The organism is Haloechinothrix sp. LS1_15, from assembly GCF_033042135.1.
Lineage (GTDB): Bacteria > Actinomycetota > Actinomycetes > Mycobacteriales > Pseudonocardiaceae > Haloechinothrix.
Genome location: NZ_WBXM01000009.1, coordinates 85,829 through 111,265 on the forward strand (window position 1 = coordinate 85,829; position 25,437 = coordinate 111,265).

At 69.6% G+C, this 25,437-nt stretch carries 21 protein-coding genes, 1 pseudogene and 1 riboswitch; of the genes and pseudogenes, 8 read left to right on the forward strand and 14 right to left on the reverse strand.

Annotated features, from left to right (window positions below; translation table 11 throughout):
• Nucleotides 1-3: 3 nt before the first annotated feature.
• From F8178_RS14830 to F8178_RS14855, 6 genes and pseudogenes are all read left to right on the forward strand, one after another.
• Nucleotides 4-753 carry a cobalt-precorrin-6A reductase gene (locus F8178_RS14830; protein WP_317495385.1) on the forward strand — a complete coding sequence of 250 codons (750 nt, stop codon included), beginning with the start codon at nucleotides 4-6 and terminating at the stop codon, nucleotides 751-753.
• Nucleotides 750-1,412, forward strand: coding sequence for a 5,6-dimethylbenzimidazole synthase (gene bluB / locus F8178_RS14835; RefSeq protein WP_317495386.1), 663 nt, complete (start codon nucleotides 750-752; stop codon nucleotides 1,410-1,412). The genes F8178_RS14830 and bluB overlap by 4 nt, the downstream gene beginning before the upstream one ends.
• Nucleotides 1,413-1,525: 113 nt before the next feature.
• Nucleotides 1,526-1,717: a hypothetical protein gene (locus F8178_RS14840; protein WP_317495387.1), complete on the forward strand. Its 192-nt coding sequence runs from the start codon at nucleotides 1,526-1,528 to the stop codon at nucleotides 1,715-1,717.
• The gene (locus tag F8178_RS14845; protein WP_317495388.1) at nucleotides 1,714-2,598 is read left to right on the forward strand and encodes a hypothetical protein; all 885 of its coding nucleotides are present in this window, start codon (nucleotides 1,714-1,716) and stop codon (nucleotides 2,596-2,598) included. The genes F8178_RS14840 and F8178_RS14845 overlap by 4 nt, the downstream gene beginning before the upstream one ends.
• A 12-nt stretch (nucleotides 2,599-2,610) precedes the next feature.
• Nucleotides 2,611-3,111, forward strand: a pseudogene (locus F8178_RS14850) (alpha/beta hydrolase); the annotation flags it as partial.
• A gap of 120 nt (nucleotides 3,112-3,231) precedes the next feature.
• A complete protein-coding gene (locus tag F8178_RS14855) occupies nucleotides 3,232-3,645 on the forward strand; it encodes a hypothetical protein (protein ID WP_317495389.1) in 414 nt (137 codons plus the stop codon).
• A 12-nt stretch (nucleotides 3,646-3,657) separates the two neighbouring features.
• Here F8178_RS14855 and F8178_RS14860 read toward each other — a convergent pair whose 3' ends face one another.
• From F8178_RS14860 to cobG, 3 genes are read right to left on the reverse strand one after another with little or no spacing between them, the layout of a single operon-like run.
• Nucleotides 3,658-5,208 carry a precorrin-2 C(20)-methyltransferase gene (locus tag F8178_RS14860; protein ID WP_317495390.1) on the reverse strand — a complete coding sequence of 517 codons (1,551 nt, stop codon included), beginning with the start codon at nucleotides 5,206-5,208 and terminating at the stop codon, nucleotides 3,658-3,660.
• Nucleotides 5,205-5,855: a precorrin-8X methylmutase gene (locus F8178_RS14865; protein ID WP_317495391.1), complete on the reverse strand. Its 651-nt coding sequence runs from the start codon at nucleotides 5,853-5,855 to the stop codon at nucleotides 5,205-5,207. The genes F8178_RS14860 and F8178_RS14865 overlap by 4 nt, the downstream gene beginning before the upstream one ends.
• Nucleotides 5,852-7,159 (reverse strand): precorrin-3B synthase, encoded by a 1,308-nt coding sequence (gene cobG, locus F8178_RS14870; protein WP_317495392.1) that lies wholly within the window; start codon nucleotides 7,157-7,159, stop codon nucleotides 5,852-5,854. Before cobG ends, F8178_RS14865 begins: the two co-directional genes overlap by 4 nt.
• A gap of 91 nt (nucleotides 7,160-7,250) precedes the next feature.
• Nucleotides 7,251-7,395: riboswitch (cobalamin riboswitch) on the forward strand.
• 58 nt (nucleotides 7,396-7,453) lie between these two features.
• Between cobG and cobN the strand changes: the two genes are divergently transcribed.
• Nucleotides 7,454-11,131 (forward strand): cobaltochelatase subunit CobN, encoded by a 3,678-nt coding sequence (gene cobN, locus F8178_RS14875; protein ID WP_317495393.1) that lies wholly within the window; start codon nucleotides 7,454-7,456, stop codon nucleotides 11,129-11,131.
• Nucleotides 11,132-11,167: 36 nt separating this feature from the next.
• Here cobN and F8178_RS14880 read toward each other — a convergent pair whose 3' ends face one another.
• From F8178_RS14880 to F8178_RS14925, 10 genes are all read right to left on the reverse strand, one after another.
• On the reverse strand, nucleotides 11,168-11,578 hold the full coding sequence (locus tag F8178_RS14880) for a type II toxin-antitoxin system VapC family toxin (protein WP_317495394.1): 411 nt from the start codon (nucleotides 11,576-11,578) through the stop codon (nucleotides 11,168-11,170).
• Nucleotides 11,575-11,838 carry a hypothetical protein gene (locus tag F8178_RS14885; protein ID WP_317495395.1) on the reverse strand — a complete coding sequence of 88 codons (264 nt, stop codon included), beginning with the start codon at nucleotides 11,836-11,838 and terminating at the stop codon, nucleotides 11,575-11,577. The genes F8178_RS14880 and F8178_RS14885 overlap by 4 nt, the downstream gene beginning before the upstream one ends.
• An 84-nt stretch (nucleotides 11,839-11,922) precedes the next feature.
• Nucleotides 11,923-13,005, reverse strand: a complete 1,083-nt coding sequence (locus F8178_RS14890) for an alcohol dehydrogenase catalytic domain-containing protein (protein WP_317495396.1) — start codon at nucleotides 13,003-13,005, stop codon at nucleotides 11,923-11,925.
• A gap of 39 nt (nucleotides 13,006-13,044) precedes the next feature.
• Nucleotides 13,045-14,202, reverse strand: a complete 1,158-nt coding sequence (locus F8178_RS14895) for a PLP-dependent transferase (RefSeq protein WP_317495397.1) — start codon at nucleotides 14,200-14,202, stop codon at nucleotides 13,045-13,047.
• A 55-nt stretch (nucleotides 14,203-14,257) separates the two neighbouring features.
• Complete coding sequence (locus tag F8178_RS14900; RefSeq protein WP_317495398.1) at nucleotides 14,258-14,860, reverse strand: TetR family transcriptional regulator; 603 nt, start codon at nucleotides 14,858-14,860, stop codon at nucleotides 14,258-14,260.
• 83 nt (nucleotides 14,861-14,943) lie between these two features.
• On the reverse strand, nucleotides 14,944-15,873 hold the full coding sequence (locus F8178_RS14905) for an Abi-alpha family protein (protein ID WP_317495399.1): 930 nt from the start codon (nucleotides 15,871-15,873) through the stop codon (nucleotides 14,944-14,946).
• A gap of 13 nt (nucleotides 15,874-15,886) precedes the next feature.
• The gene (locus tag F8178_RS14910) at nucleotides 15,887-17,119 is read right to left on the reverse strand and encodes a hypothetical protein (RefSeq protein ID WP_317495400.1); all 1,233 of its coding nucleotides are present in this window, start codon (nucleotides 17,117-17,119) and stop codon (nucleotides 15,887-15,889) included.
• Nucleotides 17,120-17,198: 79 nt separating this feature from the next.
• Nucleotides 17,199-20,090 (reverse strand): FAD-linked oxidase C-terminal domain-containing protein, encoded by a 2,892-nt coding sequence (locus F8178_RS14915; RefSeq protein WP_317495474.1) that lies wholly within the window; start codon nucleotides 20,088-20,090, stop codon nucleotides 17,199-17,201.
• A gap of 80 nt (nucleotides 20,091-20,170) precedes the next feature.
• Nucleotides 20,171-21,829 carry an alkaline phosphatase D family protein gene (locus F8178_RS14920; RefSeq protein ID WP_317495401.1) on the reverse strand — a complete coding sequence of 553 codons (1,659 nt, stop codon included), beginning with the start codon at nucleotides 21,827-21,829 and terminating at the stop codon, nucleotides 20,171-20,173.
• Nucleotides 21,830-21,890: 61 nt separating this feature from the next.
• Entirely contained in the window at nucleotides 21,891-23,540 is a 1,650-nt protein-coding gene (locus tag F8178_RS14925; RefSeq protein ID WP_317495402.1) for a helix-turn-helix domain-containing protein, read from the reverse strand.
• Nucleotides 23,541-23,670: 130 nt separating this feature from the next.
• Between F8178_RS14925 and F8178_RS14930 the strand changes: the two genes are divergently transcribed.
• Nucleotides 23,671-24,630: a proline dehydrogenase family protein gene (locus tag F8178_RS14930; RefSeq protein WP_317495403.1), complete on the forward strand. Its 960-nt coding sequence runs from the start codon at nucleotides 23,671-23,673 to the stop codon at nucleotides 24,628-24,630.
• A 25-nt stretch (nucleotides 24,631-24,655) separates the two neighbouring features.
• On the opposite strand, the gene F8178_RS14935 is transcribed toward F8178_RS14930, so the two are convergent.
• Nucleotides 24,656-24,994, reverse strand: coding sequence for an iron-sulfur cluster biosynthesis protein (locus F8178_RS14935; RefSeq protein WP_317495404.1), 339 nt, complete (start codon nucleotides 24,992-24,994; stop codon nucleotides 24,656-24,658).
• Nucleotides 24,995-25,437 lie beyond the last annotated feature (443 nt).

The following is a 25,437-nucleotide window of genomic DNA, read 5'->3' on the forward strand; positions in this document are numbered from 1 at the left end:
CCTGTGGATTATCCCTTGCTCCTTCTTGGCGGCACCGCCGAGGCACGCACGCTGGCCGCCGAGTTGACCGACCGGGGCGTACGCGTGATCTCCTCGCTCGCGGGCCGGGTCGATCGACCCCGGCTGCCCGCCGGTGAGGTCCGTATCGGCGGCTTCGGCGGCGCAGAGGGCCTGGCTGCCTGGCTGCGGGAGCAGCGGGTGCGGGCCGTGGTGGACGCCACCCACCCGTTCGCCGAGCGCATCAGCGCCGCCGCCGTGGCCGCGAGCAGGCAGGCCGGGGTGGAGCTGCTCCGGCTGGAACGCCCCGGTTGGGACCGGACCGACAGCGAGCAGTGGCGTTGGGTGAGCTCATTGGACGAGGCCGCCCAGCTCGCGGGGCAGCTGGGCGAGCGGGTGTTCCTGACCACCGGCAGGCAGGGGCTTGCCGCGTTCGCGGACAACCGCGAGCAGTGGTTCCTCATCCGCTGTGTGGAACAGCCCGACCCGCCGCTGCCCGAGCGCTGCTCGATCGTCCTCTCCCGCGGTCCGTACACCGTGGAGGGCGAGCGGGAGCTGATGCGCGAGTACGGCATCGAGGTGTTGATCACCAAGGACAGTGGCGGCTCGATGACCGCTGCCAAGCTCGAGGCGGCGCAGCAGCTCGGCGTGACCGTGCTCGCGGTGCGCAGGCCGCACCGCGCCGACGTACCGACCGTCACCGAGGTCAGCGATGCCGTGGCATGGGTGCTGACCAGATGGGATACGACAGCGTGAGTGACCGACCGACCCGCAACGAACTGGATGCCTCGCTGGAGGAGTTCTACCGGGTGCTGGAGCGCAGGCGTGATGTGCGCGCCGAATTCACCGGGGAACCCGTCGACGAGGACGTGTTGCGGCGCGTCCTGGAGGCGGCGCATGCCGCGCCCAGCGTGGGGCTGTCCCAGCCGTGGGATTTCGTACTCGTCTCGGATCGGGACACGCGCGAGGAGTTCCGCAGGCACGTACTCGCCGAGCGGGAGGTGTTCGCCGAGTCGCTCAACGCCGAGCGCAAGGGCACGTTCAGCCGCATCAAGATCGAGGGCATCCTGGAATCCAGCCTCGGCATCGTGGTGACCTACGACCCACAGCGCGGGGCACCAGCGGTGCTTGGCAGGCACGCGATCGCCGACGCCGGGCTGTACTCGGTGTGCCTGGCGATCCAGAACCTGTGGCTGGCGGCCACGGCCGAGAACCTCGGCGTGGGCTGGGTCAGCTTCTACCGGGAGGAGTTCCTTGCCGAGCTCGTCGGGCTGCCCCCGGGCGTGCGTCCGGTAGCGTGGCTGTGTCTCGGGCCGGTGCACGAGCTCGCGAGCGAGCCGGACCTGGAACGGCACGGCTGGCGGGAACGCAGGCCGCTGGCTGATGCGGTGCACCGGGAACGCTACGGGCAGTAGCGCGCTGCGACATCCCGTCTCGGTACTTTTACTCATTTCCCGGCGATGAGCCTGCGTGACGACGTCCGCGCCTGGCATGCTGTGTTCGTTCCGGGAGAGGAGGGGCACCGACCGTGAGCGGTTTCGAGGCGATCATCTCCGAGATCCGAAGCCGGGGCGCCGACGCGGTCGCTACCAGCGAGAGCCTCGCCGAGGTGGACCTGGCAGGGGCGATCTCCGGTGTGGCGGCGCCGCTGCCGCCCGGGAGCGGCGCAAGCGCATCGCCGGAGGCATCGAGTCGGTCGGTGACGAGGCCGGGGCGGTGATGCGGGCGTTGCAGCGCGCGGCTGATGAGATCGTGCCGCTGCAGCGCGAGCACGGCGACGCCGAGCACCTGGCGGCGGCGCACAACTTCACCATCGGTGCCGACGGCAGCCTCACCGACCACGGGCCGGGACCGGACGTGCCCGCCGAGCAGGTCGCCGCCGTGCAGGCCGAGCGCGGGCAGGTCAGGGCAGAGCTGATCGACACCATCCGCCGCATCCTGGAGCGTGCCGATGACATCGACGTCGAACTGGCCGCGATCCTGGACCGCGCCGAGCAAGGCGAGATCGTCGACGCCCGCCAGGGCGACCCGGCCCGGCTGGAACCCCCGCGCGGCGCCGAACCGGAGGAGGTCCACCGCTGGTGGACGGGCCTGTCCGAGGCCGAGCAGGCCCAGGTCCTCGAGGCCAACCCACAATGGGTCGGCGCCACCGACGGCATCCCCGCCGAGGCCAGGGACACCGCCAACCGCATCGTGCTGGCTGAGCAGAAGCAGCAGCTCATCGACCGCAGCGAGGAGCTCCAGCAGCGGCTGGATGACACCCCGTTCAGCCGGTTCGGCTCGCAGGAACAGCGCCACCTGCGCGACCAGATCGCCGAGATCGAGAGCAAGCTGGGCGGCATCAATGCGATCGAGGACCGGCTCGCCAGCACCGCCAACGCCCCGGACGATCAGCGCCACTACCTGCTCGGCATCGACACTGCGGGCAACGGTCAGGCCATCATCGCCAAAGGCAACCCCGACACCGCCGAGCACACCGCGACCTACGTCCCCGGCACCGGCGCAGGCCTGGACGGCATCGGAGAGCTGATGAACCGCGGGGAGGATATGCAGCGAGAGGCGGCGTTCCATGGAACCGGCTCCACGTCGGTGATCACCTGAGTCGGCTATGACGCCCCGCAGAACGTGGTCACCGAAGCCACCCGTGAGCACTACGCCGCGCAGGCCACCGACGACCTCGCCGGATTCCAGGACGGGCTCCGTGCCACCTACGACGAGCCGGGCCGCTCGCAACACACGCTGATCGGGCACAGCTACGGCAGCACCACCATCGGACACACCGCCAGACATGAGGAGCTCGACGTCGATCGGATGGTATTCGTCGGAAGCCCCGGCGTCGGCGTCGAGCACGCCAGCGACCTCGGCATCGATCCCGGCAACGTCTACGCGACAACCGCCGAGAACGACGTCATCAGGGGAACACCCCAGTCCATCCACGAACAGCAACCCATAGCCGATGACTTCGGGGCCGTGACGTTCGCATCAGACCCCGGTGATAGCGGCCTCCTCTTGGGAAAGAGCCTCGGCGCGCACAGTCAGTACTGGGACCCGAACAATAAGGCGCTCACGAACATGGGGCGAATCATCGCCGGTCAAGCGCCGACTGGCGGCTGACACCGCCGGGCGAAGATGCAGGAGGACCATGAGATGCAGGCGCCAGCTCCCAGAACGTTCGGACTGATCGCGATCCTCGCATCGCTTGTACTCTTCGGATGCACCACACTAGGAGCAGGGATGCAACCGACCATCACCCTCGACGAAGCCAACGACCGGCTCGACGACTACATCGACCGCGCCCTCGCCCAGCTCCCCGACGCCGCCGAACTCACCAACCCCCACCACTACCACGACCGCGACTGCACCGACCCCGACGACCACGGCCCAGAAGGCCGCAAATTCGCCAGCCGCGATTACGAAGTGGTCGGACTGGATCCCGACGAGATCCCCACGTACTTCGACACCCTCAAGACATGGTGGCAGAACAACAACTTCCGCGTCCTCGACAACGAACCAGAATACGAGTTCCTCTGGGTCGAAAACAACGATGACAGCTTCCGCATGACCCTCAAAGCCAACCAGCAAGGGGCGATGCGCATCGGCGCTTCCTCCCCCTGTGTCTGGCCCGAGGGAACACCCGATCCACAGTAGACGCGCCGCAGGCTATGCTGGCTCGTGTCCTGCCGCGTACCACCGGGGCGTGAACACCGTGGTGCTGCCGTCGCGCCGCACCACCCGCGTCGTCGAGGAACCCACGATCAGCAGGCACCGCATGTCCACCTGTGCCGGGTCCAGCTCGGCCAGGGTGGTCACCCGCACCGACTCGTCCTCGCCGCCGACGTCGCGCGCCACCACTACCGGTGTCGCCGGGTCGCGGTGGCGCAGCAGCACCTCGCGCGCGTCGGCGAGCTGGGTGGTCCTGCTGCGCGAGGCCGGGTTGTAGATCGCCACCGCCAGGTCGGCCGCTCCGGCAGCCTCCAGCCTGCGCTCGATCACCTCCCACGGCTTGAGCCGGTCGGACAGCGACAGCACGCAGTAGTCGTGTCCCAGCGGCGCGCCCACCCGCGCTGCCACCGCCTGGGCAGCCGTGATCCCGGGCAGCACCCGCACCCGCACGTCACCCCACCGGGAGGTCTCGGCCCGCTCCAGCACGGCGGCGGCCATCGCGAACACCCCGGGGTCCCCTGAGGACACCACCGCCACCCGGGTGCCTGCCGCGGCCAGCTCCAGCGCGTGCGCCGCCCGGTCCGCCTCGACCCGGTTGCCGGAAGTGTGGCGCTGCTGACCCGCGCGCTGCGGCACTCGCGCCAGGTAGGGCCCGTAACCGACCAGGTGCTCGGCCTCGGCCAGTGCCTGGTCGGCCTCGGGCGTCAGCCACTGGGTCCCGCCGGGGCCGAGCCCGACCACCGTGACCTCACCGCAGGCGGCCCCCGCCGCCTGAGCCGGTTCCGGCGAGTCGGCTTGTTCCCCTGAGGTGCGCGCCGTATACGCGGGGCTCGGCAGCACCGCAACCGAGAAGTACGGCACCGACTCCGGGTCCACCTCGGCCATCGGCTCGATCCGCTGCTGTCCCCAGGTGGCCCGTTCTACGTAGTAGGCCTCGTCGAGCTTGCCTGCCTCCGCGAGCGCCGACCGGATCGAGGTGAAGGTACGCCCCAGCTTGAGCACCGCGGCGGCGTCGGTGTCGGCCAGTCGCATCGCCAGCTCGGGGCCGGGCAGCGTGCCGGGCAGCACGGTGAGTACCTCCTCGCGCTGCACCAGCGGGCGTCCGAGCTGCGAGGCGGCCGCGCTCACCGAGGTCACGCCCGGGATCGCCTCGGCATCGTAGCGGTCGTGCAGCCGCTCGTGCATGTGCATGTAGGAGCCGTAGAAGAAGGGATCACCCTCGCAGAGCAGCACCACATCCCTACCCGCATCCAGGTGCTCGGCGAGCCGCTTGGCGGCATGCTCGTAGAACTCCGCGATCGCGCCCTCGTACCCCCCGGGATGGTCGGTGGTCTCGGTGGTGACCGGGTACATCAGCCGCTCCTCGAGCTGCCCGTCCCGCAGGTAGGGTTCGGCCACCGAGCGGGCGATGCTGCGCCCGTGGCGCGCGCAGTGGTAGGCGATGACCTCCGCCTCGCTGATGAGCCGTGCCGCCTTCACGGTGACCAGCTCCGGGTCCCCCGGCCCGAGCCCCACACCCCAGAGCTTGCCGGTTCGTGCCCCGCTCACAGCTCAGCCTCCGTCGCGATCGCGTTGATGGCGGCGACAGCCATAGCGCTGCCGCCGCGTCTGCCGTGCACCACCAAATACGGCGCGGGCGCCTGGCGGGCCAGCTCGGTCTTCGACTCGGCGGCGCCGACGAACCCGACGGGGGTACCGATGATCGCCGCAGGGGCGGGTACCCCTTCGGCCAGCAGCTCCAGTAGCCGGAACAACGCCGTCGGGGCGTTGCCGATGGCCACCACGGATCCGGGCAACCGCTCCCGCCACAGCTCCAGCGCGGCCGCGCTGCGCGTGGTACCCAGCCGCCCGGCAAGCTCGGGCACCGAGGGATCGGCCAGGGTGCACAGCACCTCGTTCCCGGCGGGCAGGCGCTTGCGCGTAACCCCTCCCGCGATCATCTTCGCGTCGGTGAGCACCGGTGCACCCGTGGCCAACGCCCGATGCCCTTCAGCCACCACATTCGGCGCGTAGTCGAGGTCACCGGGCAGGTCCACCATCCCGCAGGCATGGATCATGCGGACCGCGACGCGCTCCACGTCCGCGGGGAGGTCTCCGAGTTCGGCCTCGGCGCGGATCGTGGCGAACGAGCGCCGGTAGATCTCGGACCCGTCGCGCAGGTACTCGAGAGGGGACTCGAGCGGGTGATCGGTCACGATCGGCGTCCTTCCCTGGAGTCGGTGCTGTTCCTGCCATCGCCCATGGCGCGCGCCAACGACGCCGCCAACGTCACGGTGGGCACCCACCGCCCGTCGACCCGGTAGCCGCCCTCCTCGGCAGCCAGTACGTCGACCACGGTGGTTCCCGCCGCCCACGGCTTCCCGCAGCGGCGCTCGCACCCGGAGAAGTGTGCCGCCGCGGCTGTCCCGGCCAGCGCGCCACCTGCCGTGCGGATGAGCTCGCTCACGTCCGCGCGCACGTCGGCGCGCGCCTTGTCGCAGCCGGGTGCCCCGATGCAGGCGGTGACCCGGTGCCGCGGCTCTCCGTCGCTGACCAGCAGGCCGTCGGCGGCCAGCCGCCTTGTGACGCTCGCTGCCGCGGTCGCTTCGAGATCCGGAAGCACTACCGACCGCCATGGCGTGATCACCAGCCGTGGCGCCTCGGTGGCCAGCGACCGAGCGGCCGCCGAGGGCAGCGCGCCGAGCGGCACACCAGCGACGACACACCAGCGTTCACCGCGGGCATCGTCCTGCCGGTGGCCGCCGAGCGCGAGCTCGCCGCCAGGGGTGAACGAGCACGGTGCCTGCGGGTGGCAGGTCACCTCGGCTGCCACCGCATCGACCAGCGATCCCCACGCCCCGCCCCCGGTAACGAGCTCGCGCACCTGCCAGGCGTCGCCGCGCGAGGAGGCGAAGGCCACGGCTGCCGCCACCAGCGCCGCCACCGCGTCGCCGGTGCGCACCCGCAGCCCGGTGTCGGCACCGGCGAGCAGCACCGCCCCGGTGTCCGGAGTCACCGCGCGCCAGCACACATCGATCCGGTCACCCGCGATGTCGCCTCGGCCGTCGTCCAGGCCGAACAGGAACCGGCCGGGTAGCCCGGCCAGCTCCGCCCGCGCGCAGACCGCGCGATCCAGCTCGCCCACCAGGGCACGCACGTCGGCGACACCCCCGGTCAGCCCGCTGACCGGGGAGGCCAGGATATTGCGCACCCGCTCGTGGCTTGGCGAGGGCAGCAGTCCCGCCTCGGCCAGCCGATCGGCCAGCTCGCCCAGCATCGCCTGCGCGAGCCCGCGCAGCTGCACGTTGCCCCGGGATGTCAGATGCAGCACACCGTCACCGAGCTCCTCGGCGCAGGCGGCCAGCTCGACCAGCTGGCCCGCTGCCAGCTTGCCTCCCGGCACACGCACCCTGGCCAGCCGCCCGTCGGCGGCGTCGTGAGTGGTCAGCGCGCCGGGGCAGGCGTCGGGGCGTTCCCGGTGAGCGGTGCCCGCCCACGGGGCGGGGTACGGATCCGGCATGGCTGTCACTGTAGATTGTGTGCTGGCACCTCGGCTTGACGCGGGCTCCGGCCCCGGCGAGAGTGAGGTGCGGGCAAGCCCGCTGGAAGTGGAGGAACCCGGTGCGAGTCCGGGGCGGTCCCGCCACTGTGAGAGGGGAGCGAGCCCCAGCCCGGATCACGGGCCGAGGTCACGGGCGCCGGAACGGCAGCGTCTGGAAGGCCGGGGCGAGCGACGATCCTGCAGCCAGGAGACTCCAACCAGCGACGACCGACCAACCGGGGCGCGGACACCCCGAGAGGAGCCGAGACCACCGTGATCGTTCTGCTGTCCACCTCGGACACCGACCTGCTCAGCGCACGTGCCAGCGATATGGGGTACCGCCTTGGCAATCCGGCGCGTATCGACCTCGACGAGCTGCCCGGCCTGCTCGACGGCGCCACGATCGTGGTGGTGCGCATCCTCGGTGACGAGCGGGCGTGGAAAGAGGGTCTCGACGCGGTACGCGCCAGCGGGGCGCACGTGGTCGTGCTCGGCGGTGAGCAGGCGCCGAACGCCGAGCTGATGGAGCTGTCCACCGTGCCAGCCGGAATCGCCCGCGAGGCACACACGTACCTGGCGCACGGCGGTCCGGAGAATCTCACGCAGCTGCACCACTTCCTGTCCGACACGCTGCTGCTGACCGGCGACGGCTTCGACCCGCCCGCCGAGCAGCCGTCCTGGGGTTTCCTGGAGCGTGAACCGCGGTCGATGGACGGGCCCGTGGTGGCGATCCTGTACTACCGGGCACACCACTTCGCAGGCAACACCGCGTTCGTGGAGACCCTGTCGCGTGCCGTCGAGGACGCGGGCGGTCAGGCGATGCCGATGTACTGCGCCACGCTCCGCACCCGCGAACCGGAGATGATCGAGCAACTCCGCGCGGCGGACGCGGTGCTGGTGACGGTGCTCGCGGCCGGGGGGACGCGACCGTCCGCGGTGAGCGCCGGTGGCGACGACGAGGCATGGGACGTCGCCGAGCTGGCCGAGCTCGACATCCCGATGTTGCAAGCACTGTGCCTGACCAGCGACCGGGACGAGTGGTGGGACAACGACGAGGGCGTGTCCCCCATGGATGCCGCCTCGCAGGTCGCCGTGCCCGAGTTCGACGGCAGGATCATCACCGTGCCGTTCTCGTTCAAGGAGACCGACGAGGACGGCCTACCGCGCTACCTCCCCGACGCCGAACGTGCGAGCCGGGTGGCGCGGATCGCGCTGGGGCATGCGCGGCTGCGGCACACCCCGCCGGAACAGCGCAGGATCGCGCTGGTGCTGTCGGCCTACCCCACCAAGCACTCCAGGGTGGGTAACGCTGTCGGGCTGGATACCCCGGCCAGCGCGGTGCGGCTGCTGCGCACGCTGCGCGAGCACGGCTACGACCTTGGTGACGGCATCCCCGGGGTGGAGACCACCCCGGCGGGTGCCGAGTCGTCCCGGCAACCGACCCCTGGCGAGGACGTGGAGCGCTCCGAAGCGCCCGAAGGCGATGCGTTCATCCACGCTCTGATCGCCGCTGGTGGCCAGGATCCCGAGTGGCTCACCGAGGAGCAGCTCGCGGGCAACCCGATCCGGGTACCCGCCGCCCGCTACCGCGCGTGGTTCGAGCAGCTGCCCGCCGACCTGCGCGAGCAGGTCGAGCAGCACTGGGGCCCGCCCCCTGGTGAGCTGTTCGTCGATTACTCGCGCAACAGCGAGGGCGACATCGTGCTCGCCTCGCTGCAGGCGGGCAACGTGCTGATCATGCTCCAGCCACCGCGCGGCTTCGGCGAGAACCCGATCGCTATCTACCACGACCCGGACCTGCCGCCCAGCCACCACTACCTCGCCGCGTACCGGTGGCTCGAAGCGCCGCGGAGCGAGGGCGGGTTCGGCGTGCACGCCGTGGTCCATCTCGGCAAGCACGGCTCACTGGAGTGGCTGCCCGGCAAGAACGCGGCCCTGTCGGCCTCCTGCGCGCCGGATGCGGTGCTGGGCAGCGTGCCGATGATCTATCCCTTCCTGATCAACGATCCGGGCGAGGGCGCCCAGGCCAAACGCCGGGCGCACGCCACCATCGTCGACCACCTGATCCCGCCGATGGCTCGCGCGGAGAGCTACGGCGACATCGCGCGGCTGGAGCAGCTGCTCGATGAGTACGCCAACATCTCCGCGATGGATCCGGCCAAGCTCCCGGCGATCCGGGCGCAGATCTGGACGCTGATCCAGGCCGCCAAGCTGGACCACGACCTTGGCATCACCGAGCGTCCGCACGACGCCGAATTCGACGACTTCCTGCTGCACGTGGACGGCTGGCTGTGCGAGGTCAAGGACGCCCAGATCCGCGACGGGCTGCACGTGCTCGGCCACGCACCCGAAGGCGAGGAGCGGGTCAACCTGGTGCTGTCGATGCTGCGCGCGCAGCAGATGTGGGGCGGCCAGGCCGGTGCGGTGCCTGGACTGCGTACCGCGCTCGGGTTGAAGGAGAACTCCGATGCCGCCAGCACCGAGGTGGACGCGATCGAAGCCCGCGCGCACGAGCTGGTCGCGGCGATGGAGCGCAGCCGGTGGGACGCGGCAGCCGTACCGCAGGTGTGCCGGGCGGTACTCGGGGACGACGGTGCCGCCGCCGACGTCTCCCGGGTGTTGGAGTTCGCGGCCACCGAGATGGTGCCTCGGCTGGCGGGCACCACGGGTGAGCTGGACTCGGTGACACACGCGCTGGACGGCGGCTACATCCCGGCCGGACCGAGCGGTTCGCCGCTGCGCGGGCTGGTGAACGTGCTGCCGACCGGGCGCAACTTCTACACCGTAGACCCGAAAGCCATTCCCAGCAGGCTCGCTTACCAGACCGGCCAGTCACTGGCCGACTCGCTGCTGCGGCGCTACCGCGAGGACACCGGTGACTGGCCCCGCTCGGTGGGCCTGTCGGTGTGGGGCACCTCGGCGATGCGCACCGCGGGCGACGACGCGGCCGAGGTGCTGGCGCTGCTCGGCGTCACCCCGGTCTGGGACGAGGCCTCACGCCGGGTCAGCGGCATCGAGGTCATCCCGCTCGAGGAGCTGGGCCGCCCTCGGATCGACGTCACCGTCCGCATCTCCGGTTTCTTCCGCGACGCCTTCCCGCACGTGGTGGAACTGCTCGACGACGCGGTGCAGGCGGTGGCCCAACTGGACGAGCCTGCCGACCAGAACTTCGTGCGCGCCCACGTCGCGGACGACCTGGCCGAGCATGGTGACCGGCGCCGGGCAACCACCCGCATCTTCGGCTCGAAACCGGGCTCCTACGGCGCGGGCCTGCTGCAGCTGATGGACTCCGGGAACTGGCGCGACGACGCTGATCTGGCCGAGGTGTACGCCGTGTGGGGAGGCTACGCCTACGGCCGCGAACTGGACGGCGTTCCCGCCAGGGAGGACATGGAAAGCAGCTACCGGCGCATCCAGATCGCGGCGAAGAACACCGATACCCGCGAGCACGACATCGCTGACTCCGACGACTACTTTCAGTACCACGGCGGGATGATCGCCACGGTACGAGCGCTCAGCGGTAGCGCACCTGCCTCCTACATCGGTGACAGCACCACACCGGACGCCGTCCGCACCCGCACGCTCGGCGAGGAAACCGCACGGGTGTTCCGTTCCCGCGTGGTCAACCCTCGGTGGCTTGCGGCGATGCGCAAGCACGGCTACAAGGGTGCGTTCGAGATGGCCGCGACCGTGGACTACCTGTTCGGGTTCGACGCGACCTCGGGGGTCGTCGAGGACTGGATGTACGGCAAACTCGCCGAGACCTACGTGCTCGACGAGCAGAACCAGCAGTTCCTCAGCCAGTCGAACCCCTGGGCACTCCGTGGCATCGTGGAGCGGTTGACCGAGGCCGCCGACCGCGAGCTGTGGTCCGATCCCGACCCGGAGCTGCTGGCGCAGTTGAAGGAGATCTACCTCCAGCTCGAAGGTGACCTGGAAGGCGAAGGCTAACGGCGAACCCCGCCGCCCGTCGAGGCCGGGCCGATGTCACGGCGCGTCCCGCCGGGGATCGATGACCGCGCACCGGATGTCCGGGTGCTTGATCAGTGCGCGATCACTGGTCAGCAGTGGCACGTCCAGGTACTCAGCCGCTGCCGGGTAGGCAGCATCGTACGCCGTGAGTGTGTGCCGCAGTTCCCAGATCCGGTCATGAAGCTCGCCGAGCGGCACGAGGTCCATATTGAGCTGCACGAGTGTGCGGCGGGCCGTGACCAGCGTAGGAGGAGCGGGGTCCTGGGCGAACGCCTTACGACGAAGCACGTTGAGCACTTCGATTCCCAAGTGTTCCGGCCCGACGAATGCCGTGACCCCGTCGAGCGCCTGCCGAACCCGGTCGTTCTCGCGCCCGGGTAGCAATGCGTCCACGAGTGTGGAGGCATCGATGACTGCCTTACTCATGCATGCGAGCTCGTCGCAGCGTCATCGGCATCCTTCTCATCCCGCATGGATCGCACCTCGGCCGCTGAATCGAACGGCTCGATATCGCGCTCCTGTTCCGCTACCGCAGCGAAGAGCCGCCGGTGGTGCTCACGCAGCGCCTGTTCGTGAAGCACGTTGCTCACATAGCGGTTGAGGGACGTGCCCTGATCCTTGGCTGCCGCCTTGAGGATGGCTAGATCGCGCTCGTCCACGTCACGGATCGTCAACTTGTCGACCATGACGTCAATGCTAGACGGCAAGAAGTGACTGCACAAATAGCCGCGAACCCTGCCGCCGAACCCGGCAAAGGGTGGGAGCCTCGCTCAACCGAACAGCACCAGCGACCGGCCACCTTCGCCCTGACGCATCCGCTCGAATGCGGCAGGCACGTCGGCGAGCCCGATGCGGTGGGTGACCAGGGTGTTCAGGTCCAGCTCGCCGTCGCGCACCGCCGTGGCGAGCTTCGGCACGTCGGTGTCCGGGTCGGCGGAGCCGTACACCGAGGCGCTGATCGACCGGGCGAAGTGGTAGAGCTCGAGCCCGCTGAAGCTCACGTGGTCGTCCTTGGACCCCACGCCGAGCACCACGATGCGGGCACCGCGCCGGGAGCACTGCCACGCGGTACGGATCGCCTGCGAGCGACCCACGCACTCCAGCGCCACGTCGGCACCGCGCCCCTCGGTGAGCCCCCTGACGGCCTTCGCAGTGCCCTGCTCGGCGACGAGGAACTCCGTCGCGCCTGCGGCCATCGCGAGGTCCCGTTTGGCTTCGGAGACGTCGACGGCGATGATCGGGCCGGCGCCGCACAGCCGCGCTCCCGCGATGGCGGACAGGCCGACGCCGCCGATGCCGATCACGACCACCGACTCCCCCGGCCGCACCCGCGCGTTGTTGCGCACCGCGCCGACACCGGTCACGACCGCGCAGCCAACCAGCGCCGACTCGGCCAGCGGCAGCTCGGCAGGGATCGGGATCACGGCGTTCTCCCCAACGACTACCTCCTCGGCCAGCGCTCCCACACCCAGCGTGACGTGGCTGGGCGTGCCGTCCGGGAGGGCGCCGCGCGGCACCGAGGTGATGCCCTCCGTGGCGGTGCACAGCCACGGTTCTTGCTGCTGGCAGAACCAGCAGGCGCGACACGGCGGGGTCCAGTTGAGCACCACGTGATCGCCGACGGCCACCCGGGTGACCTCGTCACCGACCTCGGCGACCACGCCGGAGGCCTCGTGGCCCAGCACCAGCGGGAACGATGGCGAGAGCACCCCGTCGATCATCGACAGGTCCGAGTGGCAGACGCCGGCCGCCCGGACCGAGACCCGCACGTCCTCCGCGCCCGGTTCCGGCAGGACCACCTCTCCGATCTCGGGCTCGGTGTCCACCCCACGTGCGATCATCGCCTGCACCATGTGCGCTCCCTCAGGTTCTCGGCAATGGGTCGATGATGATCATGTCACCTCGAGGGCTTGTTTGACATCGGCCAGCAGGTCGTCCGAGCTTTCGATCCCGCAACTGATCCGGACCAGGTCGTCGGTCACCCCGATCGCCTCCCGCTGTTCCGGGGGGAGACTGGCGTGCGACGTCACGGCCGGACGGGTGATCAGCGTCTCCACTCCGCCGAGACTGGGTGCGGAGTACGGCAGGCTCACCGAGGAGACGAACCTCCTGGCCGCATCGACCCCACCGGCCGGTCGCAGGCTGAGCATGCCGCCGAACCCCGTCATCAGTGCGGCGGCCTCGGTGTGGTCCGGGTGCGAGGGCAGGCCGGGGTAGTGCACCTCGGCCACCTCGGGGTGCGATTCGAAAAACCGAGCCAGTGCCATCGCGTTCTCGTTCTGCGCACGCACCCGTACCGCGAGCGTCTTCAAGCCTCTGGCGAGCAGGAACCCGGCATGCGGATCGAGGCACCCGCCGAAGTAGTTCAGCGTGCCGCGTACCCCGCTGATGAGCTCGTCGCCGCCGATCACACAGCCCGCCACCAGATCGGAGTGGCCGCCGAGGTACTTGGTCGCGCTGTGCACGCTCAGGTCGAACCCAGTGGCCAGTGGCTGGAAGTTCACCGGGCTGGCGAAGGTGTTGTCGATGATGCTCACCAGGCCGTGCTCGGCGGCGAAGTCGGCGACGTCGGCGAGCTTGCCCACCCGGACGAGTGGGTTGGTGATCGACTCCACCAGGAAAGCCCTTGTGCTTGCGGTGCGCGCGGCTTCCCAGGTATCCGGCCTGGTGGGGTCCACCAGCGTGTAGCTCCAGCCGAGCCGTTCGGCGAAATGGTCGAGGAATCCCGCCGTGCCGCCGTAGAGCACGTCCCCGGCGATGAGGTGGTCACCCGCGCGCATCACGCTCAGCAGCGCGGTCGTCACCGCGGTCATCCCGGACGAGGTCGCGATCGCCGCCTGCCCACCTTCCAGTTCGGCGAGCTTGTCGTGCAGGTACAGCTGCGAGGGTGTGGAGTTCAGCCGGTGATACTGGATCTCGTCGTAGCGCTCGCCGTCGACCGAGGAGAACACCGTCCCCTGGTAGATCGGGAACACCACGGAGCCGTCCGGTCCGGGCCGCCGCTCGCCCGCGTGTACCGCTGCCGTCGCGAAATCATGGTCATGGAGCATCCTGTGACCTCCCCGTCGGTATGTCTGGGGCGCGGCACGCGCGCCACCGCCCCCACTACGCCACGCCCGCGATCCTGTCCACCAACCACGCCACCTGCCGAGCGACCTCCCCAGCAGACACGCGTTGCATCATCACGTGGCTGACCACCAGCCGGACCACCGATTCCACCAGTATCTGGCGTTGCTGCGCGGTCAGCTCCAGCTGCGGCCAGTAGGTCTCCAGGTGCCCGAGCAGCACTTCGTTGGCCGCTGTCAGGATCGGCTCGGAACGGGTGGTCAAAAACGGCAGCATCTGCCCCGCACCACCCGGCGTGGCCGTGAGTACCGCCTTGAGCAGCGGGTTCTCGGCGGCTTCGGAGAGGGTGAACTCCACGGCCGACTGGATCGCCCCGTTCAGGTCGTCGGAGTGCTTTTCCAACCTCTCGGCGATGCCGGACAGGAACGTCTCGGCTTCCCGCAGGGCCAGCGCTTCGCCGAGCCCTGTCTTGTTGCCGAACTCGTTGTAGACCGTCTGCCTGCTCACCCCCACCTGACTGGCGATCTCGGCCATCCGTAGCCTGCTCCACCCCGAGGTGATGACGACATCACGAGCAGCGTTGAGAAGGCGGTCTCGGAGGAGCGAGCGAACGGACTGCTGGAACGCGCCTCGACTTGCCACGAATCAACTGTATGAGCGGCGGGGGCGCGACACAAAGCACCCCGCGGGAACCGGGGCACCGACCCCGCGAACGGAGCAGTCCGTCACTCTCGGTCACCGTCGTGTCCGGGATCGTGCTCGTCGAGGCACTGCCGGTACATCTCCTTGCCGAACTCCGAGAGCTCGACCCCCTTGTGCACGACCTTGAGCCGCACCAGCTTGCCTGCCGGCTTGACGATCCGGGTCAGTTCCGGTTGCGCGTAGAGCAGGTCGTAGTGCTCCTGCCCGCGCAATCGGAAGGGCTGCACGTGCACCAGACCGAGTCGTACCAGGTTGTCCAGGTACACCGCGACGCGCTCCGGGCGGATACACCCCGCTTCCCTGCCGACGAGGGTGAAGTGGTGGACCAGCTCACGCTGCTTGCGGGTCATCGGGCTGTGTGCGATCACGTCCACGAGCGCCTGCGGCCCATCGGTGGCCAGGAAACGGATGATACGGGCCTCGTCCGGGCTGAGCTCCCGGAGGATCACCGCAAGTGCCGGGTGCTCCTCCGGATCATCCAACGCCGCCGAGCGGTGCAGCAGCTCGCGGCCGCGCCGCCGCAGCTCGCGCCGCACCTCCTCCACGGAACACGCATGCAGCTCGTGATCGGTGAGCTCGGATCGGGTGGCATCGCCGCCTGCTCCTGGTTCGTCGTCCGGGTGGAGCAAGCTGCTGAGCTGGTCCCCCAGCTCGCCCAGCTCCTGCTGGACGTCGTCCCCCGCGAGGATCCTGCGCATCCCGCGCGCCCAACCGTGTGCCACCATCCCCGCCAGCTCCGACGGTGAACGGCCCTGCCGCGCTCCGGTGACGACTTCCTTGCCCACCGCGACGGCGTGCGCCGCCGTACCTGCGCCGACCTTGCGTGCCAGCGTCAGTACCGTGCCCGCCAGCTTCACCGGCACACCGAGCGCGCCGCTGGTCCCTTCCGTGGCCCCGAGGCGCCGCCCGGTATCCGACGGTTCGCTCATCGCGCCCCCACTGGTAGAAGCCACATCGGTCCGCTCCTCACAACGTGGTCGCCATCTGCACCAGGCCGGCCAAGAAACCCAGCGCCGCGCCAACGACGATCAACTGCCACTCGTCCTCACGGAACGCTGACCGCAACATGTCCGCGAACTCGCGCGGGGGCAACTCCCGCATGCGGGTGGCCAGCAACCGGTGCAGCTTCTCGGCACGGCCCTTGACGAACTCCTCGTCGGTGAGCGATTCCACGGTGTGCCCCACCGTCCCCGCGGCGATGTTGCGCTGGATCGCCTCGTAATGGCTGCCCGCGGCGGCGCGCACCACCGGTCGCGCCATCCCGACCGTGCGGTCCACGATCGGGCGCAGGGTGTCGGAGATGAGCCGGTAGGTCCGATCCCCGTCGGGACCGTGGAACATCGCCGCGGCGATGTTGCGCATAGTGAGCACCTCATGCGCGATGATGCCCGAGTAGACCTCGGAAACCTCGTGTTGCCGCCGCAGGAACAGGCCCTGCAGCCGGAACGGGCCGATCCTCACGGGTTCGATCGGCGTGAAGATCACCTTCAACGCCAGCCAGTTGGTGAGGTATCCGACCAGCGCGGCGCCCACCGGAACCGTCCACCACTGCGGGGCGACGTGCCAGGCGAGCATCGGGACCACACCGAGCACGAATCCGAACACCGCGCCGGACCGGATGATGAACCGGAACTCCTTGGCACCCACCTCCAGGAAGATCTTGTTCATCAGCCGCGGGTTGGCCTCCATGTGGCGGATGACCATCAGTTTTAGGTCGAGCAGGCGATCGATATGCTCGCCCATCTCGTCGGTGACCCGCCGGACCGCGGCGGGCAGCTCGTCCTCGATCCGGCTGTGCACGCCCTGTTTGACCACCAACGGCAGCTGTGCCCACAGGTCCGGGTATTCCCGGGCGATGATCTCGTCGATCATGGCGTGGATCTCGTTGCGCGAGGTCTTGACGATCTGGGCCGCCAGTTCCTCGGGGTCGAGCTCCCGGTAGAACTCCGACATCGTGCCCAACTTGGCCAGCCCGGTATCAACCGCGATACTGCCCATCTTCGCCGCTTTCGACGGGATGATTCCCTGCCAGCCGAAAACCGGGAAACCGAACACGGTGAACGGCATCTTCCAGCCCGTGAACGTGACCGGCTTGAACATCATCTTGATCGCCAGCCAGTTAGTGACGTAGCCGATCACTCCCGCGAACACCGGGATCAGCAGTGTCCCGGTGCCGACCTCCGTGCCGAACACCGTCATCCTGGCCCCTTCGCGACTCCGCAGAATGTGACGAATGTCTACCACTCGGTAGGTTGCCTGATCAACCGCTCAGCCGGCGTCAGCCCGGCCGCCGATCCGGCAGCCCATCGCGAAGCAGCTCGGCGAGATGAGCCGACGGGACACCCGCCAGCTCGGCGAGCTGGGTCCGGCAGCTGAACCCGTCGCTGACCACGGTAGTCTCCTCGGGGCAGCCGGCCAGCGCGGGCAGCACGCCCTGCTCGGCCACCAGCCGGGAGGTCTCGTAATGCTCCCGCTCGAACCCGAAATTGCCCGCGAGGCCACAGCATCCCGCATCGAGCTGCCGCGCCTCGGCTCCCGCGGCGCGCAGCACCTCCTCGTCGGCGGCCGCTCCCATGATGGCGTGCTGGTGACAGTGCACCTGGATCCGCGCGGTCGCCGACACCACGGGGCGCTCGTCCTCGGCAGCCAGCCAGTCGGCCGCGTACCCGCGAAGAAACTCGGCGAGGGTGTAGGTGCCACCCGCGACGGTGCGCGCCCTGCCGTCGGTCGGCAGCAGCTCGGTGGCATCGGCACGGAACAGCGCGGCACAACTCGGTTCGAGCACCACCAGCGGCACTCCAGCATCCACCAGCGGCCCCGCACTGCCCAACGACCGCCGGAGCTGCCTGCGCGCCATGCCGAGCTGACCGGTACTCATCCAGGTCAACCCGCAGCAGTACGAGCGCTCCGGCACCAGCACGGCGAACCCGGCTGCCTCGAGGACCTCCACCGCCGCGGCACCGATGTGCGGGGCGAAGAAGTTGGTGAAGGTGTCCGCCCAGAGCAGGACCGTCCGTTCCGGATCAGCGGAGTACCGCGTCCCGCTAGGGTAGGGACGCCGGGCGAACCAGTGCAGGAACGTCTGGTCGGCGAACCGGGGAAGCTCGCGCTCGGCGGCGATCCCGCCCGCGCGCTTCAACGGGCCGCTCGCCCGTGAGGAAGACACCGCGTTGACCAGCCGGGGGGTGCGGGAAGCCAGCCTCGCCAGCAGCGGCAGCCACCCCATCGTGTAGTGCGAGGCCGGCCGGAGCCGCCTACGGTACCGCTGGTGCAGGTACTCGACCTTGTAGGTCGCCATGTCGACACCGACCGGGCAATCGCTCTTGCATCCCTTGCACGCCAGGCACAGATCGAGCGCCTCCCCCACCTCGGCGGACTGCCAGCCGTCGCGCACGGTCTCGCCGAGCAACATCTCCTGCAGCACCCGCGCCCTGCCCCGCGTGCTGTCGGTCTCGTTACGGGTGGCACGGTAGCTCGGACACATCACCCCGCCCGAGCTCATCAGGCACTTTCCGACACCGATGCAGCGGTGTACCGCGGTGCCGATACTGCCGCCGTCGGCGTGTAACGCCAGCGCGGTCGGCAACTCCCGCCACCGGTGGTCCGGCCCCATCCGCAGACCCTGCCCGGCACGCTCCGGCTCGACGATCACACCGGGATTGAGCTTACCCGCCGGATCCCAGATCGCTTTGAACTCCGCGAACGCCGCCAGCGCCTCGGCGCTGTACATGGCGGGCAGGTAGGCCGACCGTGCCCGGCCGTCGCCGTGCTCGCCGGACAGCGCCCCGCCGTAGGAGGCGACCAGCTCGGCGGCCGAACCGAGGAATTCCTCGAAGCGCGTGACGCCGCGCTCGCTCGACAGGTCGAAGTCGAGCCGCACGTGCAGGCAGCCCTCACCGAAATGGCCGTAAACGACGCCGAACAGGCCGTACTCCTCCAACAACCGGTGAAAGTCCCGCAGGTACCCGCCGAGACGTTCCGGTGGCACGGCCGCGTCCTCCCAGCCCGGCCACGACATGGTGCCGTCCGAGGATCTGGTAGCCAGCCCGGAGCCGTCCTCCCGGATCCGGTACACGGCCTTGCGCGTGGCAGGATCGCTCACCGTCACCGCACCACACCATCCGGATACATCGGACAGATCCGCGATGAGCTCGTCAGCGGTCCGTTGCGGACCGTCGATGTCGATGAGCAACCAGGCCATGCCATCGGGCAGCACCCCGTCAGGAATGGACTCAGGCCTGCGGGTCCGGAGCACGTCCAGGATGCGGTCATCCATGCCTTCGCAGGTCAGCGGGTTCCGCGCGAGCACGCGCGGAACCGCGTCGGCGGCAGCCACCGAATCGGTGAACCCTGCGATCACCAGCCGTTCCTCCGAGGGGCGCTCGACCAACCGCACCGTCGCCGCCAGCACGATGGCGCAGGTGCCCTCCGAACCGACCAGCGCGCGAGCCACGTCGCGCCCGTTCTCCTCGAGCAGGTGGTGCAACCCGTAACCGGACACCTGGCGCGAGAACTGGCCGAGCTCGGTGCGCAGCACGGCCCGGTACCGGCCTGCGAGGTCGCGTAACGCGGTGTGGAGCTCACCCTCCCGGCCGGGGCGGGCACATCGCTGCTCGGCAGCGACGCCCCGCGCCGCGCCGACGCGCAACCGAGTACCGTCATAGCACAGGACGTCGAGCTCGACGACAGCATCCGAGGTCCTGCCCCAAGCCACGGAGTGGGAGCCGCACGCGTCGTTGCCGATCATGCCCCCGATAGTGCAGCGGCCGTGGGTGGACGGATCCGGGCCGAACCGCAGGCCGTAGCGTGCCGCCTCACCGTTGAGTACGTCCGGGATCACCCCGGGCTCCACGGTCGCCGTCCGCGCCTCGGGGTCGATCTCGATGATCCTGGTGAGGTACCGGGACAGGTCCAGCACGATGCCGTCGGAGACCGCGTTTCCCGCGATCGAGGTTCCGGAGCCCCGCGTCGTGATCGGCATCCCGTGCCGGGCGCACACCGCGACGGCCGCCTCGGCGTCCTCGGCGTCACGGGGATAGACCACCCCGGCGGGCACGCGGCGGTAGTTGGAGGCGTCACTGGAGTACTCGGCGCGTCTGCGGCGGGAGAAATCCACATCGCCACGGACCTCGGCGGCCAGCTCCGCCACCAGCTCGTCCTGCGGTTGCATCCCGGTCTCCCGCCGCGTCGCGTCGGCGTGTGCGTCGGTCACGCACCCACCGTACTTCCCGCCCGGCGCGTGCCTGCGGGCTAGCCGATGGGTTCGCTCGCGACGACGATCCGGTTCGACCCCGCCGGTATCTCGACCGAGGTGGCGAAAGAAGCCTCGCTGTCGCGATCCAACCGGTCGACGAAGTACCAGTCCGCCTTCACCCGGTCGGGGCGCACATCCAGCACGGTGTAGCCGTGCGAGTCGAGCTCCACCCACCGTACGTGCCGATTCGTCAGCCGAACCGCTTTCTCCGCTGCCACCGACGTGGTGCGCGGCGGTACTCCGAGGATGTCATCGAGGTTGTCCGAGGTGACCGACGGGCAGACCAGCTCTGTGGCCACGCGGGGAGTCAGCGGGTAGGCGCCCGCGTCGACGGGGACCTCATTGGCCCAGCTGGTATGGATGTCTCCGCTGAGGAAGACCGTGTCCGTGATGCCGTGGTCGGCGAGGAAGGAGATCAGCACGTTCCTGTCGTGCTGGTAGCCGTCCCACTGGTCACCGTGCACGATAATGCCACCGTCGGCCGAGACCAGCCCGGTGAGCTCCGCGAGCGGCTTTCCGATCAGGTCGGGAAACGGCGGCATGAGAAACGGCGAGAACATCACCGAGTTGCCGATCAGCTTCCACTGCGCTTCGCTGCCCGCCAGCCCGTCCTGCAACCAGCGCATCTGCTCCGGACCGGTCATCCCGCGCTCGGGATCGTGCGCGTCGGCATAGTTCGTCGTGATCGGCTCGTCGCGGTAGCTGCGTAGGTCGAGCATGGTCAGTTCGGCGAGCGTGCCGAAGCGCAACCGCCGGTGTATCCGGTCGGCCTGCCCGAACCGCACCGGCGTCCACTCGCGGTAGGCCTGCAATGCGCGGGCATGCCGGGAATCCCAAGACCCCTCGGTTTCCGGATCGTGGTTCTCCGCTCCGCTGTGCCACCAGTCGTTGGCGAACTCGTGATCGTCCCACACCATGACCCACGGGCAACTTGCGTGCAAGCGCTGCAGGTCGGGATCGGTCTTGTGCTGGGCATGCCGCATCCGGTAGTCGGCGAGGTCGAGCAGCTCGTGTTCCGGCCGGTGCGGGCGGACGGTGGACCCCGCGGCGTTGTAGTACCCGGTCTCGTACTCGTACAAGTAGTCACCCAGGCAGACGACGACATCCACGTCCCCCCGGTCGGCCAGCCTGCCGTAGCCGGCGAACAGACCCGCCTCCCAGTTCGAGCAGGACACCACACCCATCCGCAGTCGCTCCGGCACCACATGCGCGGCAGGGGCGGTACGGGTTCTGCCGACCGGGGAGGTTTCGCCTGCGTGGCGGAAGCGGTAGTAGTACCAGGTTCCCGGAGCCAGCCCCGTGACATCCACCTTGACGGTGTGGTCCCGGTCACCGCCTGTGGTGACGGTTCCTCTGGCAACGACATGGTCGAACTCGGCATCGGTGGCGACCTGCCAGTGCACCGCGACCCTGGGACCGGCCCCCGACCCCGGGTAGGCGTCCTCGGTCGGCGTCACCCTCGTCCACAGCACCACGGCCTCGGGCAGCGGGTCCCCCGAGGCGACACCGTGCCGGAAGGAGCCGTGCGACCGCGCCGTCGCGCGCGGGGCGTGCATGCCCGAGGTCAGCAGCACCGTCCCGGCGACCGCGCCGCCCGCGAGGAGATCCCGTCTGCGTAGCCGTGCCCGCTCATCACTCGATTCGGAAGAAAACACCGGGGCAGCTTATCGTGAATCATTTCCACATTTCATTCGCCGGTGTCTCCCGCCACCGCGCTCACTGCGCGGTGAGCGCGAGCTGCACGTGCGCGAACAGCCGCTGCGGCGGATCGTCCAGATCCAACCCGCTGACCTGGACGATCCTGCGCAGCCGGTACCGGACCGTGTTCGGGTGCACCCCGAGCTCGTCCGCCGCCGCCCGCACATCCCCGAGCCGGTCCAGATAGGTCAGCAGCGTAGGCACCAGCTGACCACCGTGACGAGCATCATGCAGGCGCAGCGCGCTGACCCTGGGATCGCGGGCGGCCGGGCGGGCCTCGAGCATCGCGGCGATCTCGGCGAGCAGCACCTCGGCACGCACCTCGTCGATGGCGGCCACGGTGGTTCCCGCGTCGCCCCCGATGACATCCAGCACCCTGTCACACTCCCCCCGCGACCGTGGGGCTTCGGCCAGTGTGGGAGCCACCGAGCCGACCGCCGCCTGCACCGGATGTGTCAGCTCGCTTCCCAGGTGACGCCGTGCCGAGGCCACCGCATCCCTGGCGAACGCGAGCACCGCCGCTTCACCGGCTGGTGAACGCTCCACATCGGGCAGTACCACGTAGGCACGTCCATCGAGTTGAGTGACCAGCGCATCCCGCCGGTAGGCCGCCGAGTGCATCGCGATCAAGTCGAGCAGTTCGCCGCGCAACAACTCGAGCTGCGAGCGGTCGGAGGGCCCGTGCTCGGCGCCGGTGAACGCGAGTACCACCACGCTGCCGTCCGGGTCGACTCCGAGCTGTTCGGCCGCGGCGTCGGCGGCCACCCTGCCTTCCAACAGGCCGACCAGCAGGCGCTCCCGGAACCGGCCCCCGGAATCCGGGGCGTGCTGCCGCCGCGCGAGCTGCACCGCGGCCACGCGGGCCGCCCCGACAAGGGCATGCTCGGCCCGTTCCGGGATCGGCTCGCTACCCGCGGCGACCCAGATCGTGCCCAGCTGCCTGCCGCCCGCGTGGATGCCGATCGCCAGTCGCTCCGAGATTCCCAACTCGGGACGGGCCGCGATGCGCACCGCGTCGTGTCGGGTCCGCAGCCGCTCGTACACCCCCCACTCCCGCAGCATCGCCAGGTACTGCTCGGGCCCTTTGCGCCCGAGGATCGACAGCCTGCGGAGCTCGTCGACATCGTCCCCCGTACTCGAGTACGCCAGCACCCGGCTCGCGGAGTCCTCGATGCTGACCGCGCCGGAGGTGACGGCCGCGATGGTCTGCGCGAGCGAGAACAGGTCACCCCGGTCCCCGGAACGCTCGTCACCGGACTCGGCGGCGAGCGGGGCGATGACCCCCCGCACCAGGGATTCGAGCTGGTCCCAGCGCACGTCCAGCGGGACCCCGAGCAGCGCCACCCCGGCGTCACGCGCCTCCCCGTCCAGCAACGCCTGACCGGCATCGCCCGCACCGTCGGTGTCGAGCTTGACGGCCACCGCGACGGCGCCGCGCGCACCGGCGCTCCGTACCACGGCGACCGCGGCGCGTCCCCGAGCACCGATCAGCAGACCGAGCTCCCCCGGCCGCCCCGCGACGGGGTCCTCGGCGTCCCAGATGGCCACGTCCCGCACCGGCACGTCGAGCCCACGAGGCGCCAGCCGCACCTGCACCACCGACTCGCCGAGCGATTCCAGGATCCGCCGCAGCGACACGCCCCACGGCTGTTCCGGTAGCGCGACCATCCCGGTCCACCCCCGGCTGTTGTGGTGTTGAACATAGCGCTCACGCCAACCTTAGCCGATCGGACAACGAATTCGGGACGTTTCGCGCCTACCGTTGAGCTCACCGGGCGAACACTTTCTGGAGGTCGAGATGCTGCGATCCAGCCTGCTTGCGGCCAGCCGTTCCGCGACACTGCGCCGGTTCGTCGAACACAACCCGCTCGCCGCGGCGGTCGTGGCCAGGTTCGTGGCCGGAACCGAACCCACCGACGCCCTCGGTGTGGCGGGAGAGCTGGCCGGGCAGGGGTTGACGGTCTCCCTCGACCGGCTCGGGGAGAGCGTCACCGATACCGGCGAGGTACGCGAAACCGTCACCGCTTACCGGGAGCTCCTCGCCGCGCTCGCCGATACGGGGCTGGCAGGCAACGTCGAGATATCTGTCAAGCTCTCCGCGCTCGGGCTGTGCCTTCCCGGCCGTCCTCGCCAAGAACACGGAGGTATCGCCGACGGTGAACGCATCGCGCTGGACGCCGCCCGCCAGATCTGCCGGGCGGCGCCCAGCGCGGGAACCACCGTGACGGTGGATATGGAAGACCACACCACCGTCGACGCCACCCTGCGAACCCTGCGCGAACTCCGTGCGGATTTCCCGTGGGTCGGCGGGGTGCTACAAGCGTACCTGCGCCGCACCGAGACCGACTGTGCCGAACTAGCCACAGCCGGATCCCGGGTGCGGCTGTGCAAGGGTGCCTACCGCGAACCGGACTCGGTCGCGTTCGGCCGCAAGACAGACGTCGACCTGTCCTACATTCGCTGCTTGAAGACCCTGATGAGTAGCAAGGCGTACCCCATGATCGCCACGCACGACCCGCGCCTGATCGCGATTGCCGAAGCGCTGGCGGTCGAACACGGCAGGGCACCGTCCGAGTACGAGTTCCAGATGCTGCACGGGGTACGCCCGGAGGAGCACCGCAGGCTGGCCGAATCCGGCCACACCGTCCGTGTCTACGTGCCGTACGGCCGCGACTGGTACCCGTACTTCATGCGCAGGCTCGCCGAGCGGCCTGCCAATGTCGGCTTCTTCCTGCGCTCGCTGGTCACCAGGAGCTAGCGGGCAGGCCAGCCCGCGGCAGGCCTCACTGCGGCTGCTGCTGGGAGATCGTGAAGTTCAGCTGGCCCTGCTCGTCCTGCTGCACATCGAGAACCTTGTCGTCGAGCAGCTGGGCCGCCTGCTGCTCGAGGAACACCCTGGCTCCGGTCTCGCTGCTGACCACCTGGTCACCTTCCTCCGGGCCATCGGCGACCGCGAGGGACAGCTGCGCACCGCCCTCGGTGTCCTGTGACACGGCCATCCGCAGGCCCGCCTGCTGCTGGCCCTGCTCGCCCTGCTGGTCCACCTGCCCGTCGGATTCCTGGTCGCCACCCTCGGTCAGGGCGTGGATGGCCTCGGCGGCTACGTCGGTCATCGCAAGCATGGGGACGTCCCCTTTTCGTTGAAGCTGTACTTGGCGTAAAGATTCCACGGTACTTCTCGCCACGCGGGCGCGCACGCGGGGGAGTGTCGTTGACCCCGAGTTACGCGTGTGTCGATACTGTCGATACCGCCGGTATACGAACCCGCCGGCGCCGACGAACTGCTGCGATCTTGTCACGATCTTGGGACGGAGGATCGCACCAGGGCATCCACACCACTAGGATGCTGCCACCAGCATACGACGTAGACCACAGGGAAGCACGAACCGAACACCGTGGCCGCGACAGGGAAGCCGCACGACAACACCGTGACAGCGAGACCGGGGCGGGCAACCTCGACGCTGTGACGCTCGTTGGACAGGACCGGGACACCGGGCGGCAGCGGCCATGGTGCGGCTGGTGCCACACCGTAGGACAAGACGCAGGAGTAGTAGGACAGAACCGG

Excerpts from the sequence above, each read along its gene's own strand:
- F8178_RS14885 (WP_317495395.1), bottom strand. The coding sequence starts at position 11,838 with ATGGTCGACAAGTTGACGATCCGTGACGTGGACGAGCGCGATCTAGCC.
- F8178_RS14915 (WP_317495474.1), bottom strand. The coding sequence starts at position 20,090 with ATGCAACCGCAGGACGAGCTGGTGGCGGAGCTGGCCGCCGAGGTCCGT.
- F8178_RS14890 (WP_317495396.1), bottom strand. The coding sequence starts at position 13,005 with ATGGTGCAGGCGATGATCGCACGTGGGGTGGACACCGAGCCCGAGATC.
- F8178_RS14910 (WP_317495400.1), bottom strand. The coding sequence starts at position 17,119 with ATGACGGTGTTCGGCACGGAGGTCGGCACCGGGACACTGCTGATCCCG.
- F8178_RS14880 (WP_317495394.1), bottom strand. The coding sequence starts at position 11,578 with ATGAGTAAGGCAGTCATCGATGCCTCCACACTCGTGGACGCATTGCTA.
- cobG (WP_317495392.1), bottom strand. The coding sequence starts at position 7,159 with ATGCCGGATCCGTACCCCGCCCCGTGGGCGGGCACCGCTCACCGGGAA.
- F8178_RS14895 (WP_317495397.1), bottom strand. The coding sequence starts at position 14,202 with ATGCTCCATGACCATGATTTCGCGACGGCAGCGGTACACGCGGGCGAG.
- F8178_RS14935 (WP_317495404.1), bottom strand. The coding sequence starts at position 24,994 with ATGCTTGCGATGACCGACGTAGCCGCCGAGGCCATCCACGCCCTGACC.
- F8178_RS14925 (WP_317495402.1), bottom strand. The coding sequence starts at position 23,540 with ATGGTCGCGCTACCGGAACAGCCGTGGGGCGTGTCGCTGCGGCGGATC.
- F8178_RS14930 (WP_317495403.1), top strand. The coding sequence starts at position 23,671 with ATGCTGCGATCCAGCCTGCTTGCGGCCAGCCGTTCCGCGACACTGCGC.
- F8178_RS14855 (WP_317495389.1), top strand. The coding sequence starts at position 3,232 with ATGCAACCGACCATCACCCTCGACGAAGCCAACGACCGGCTCGACGAC.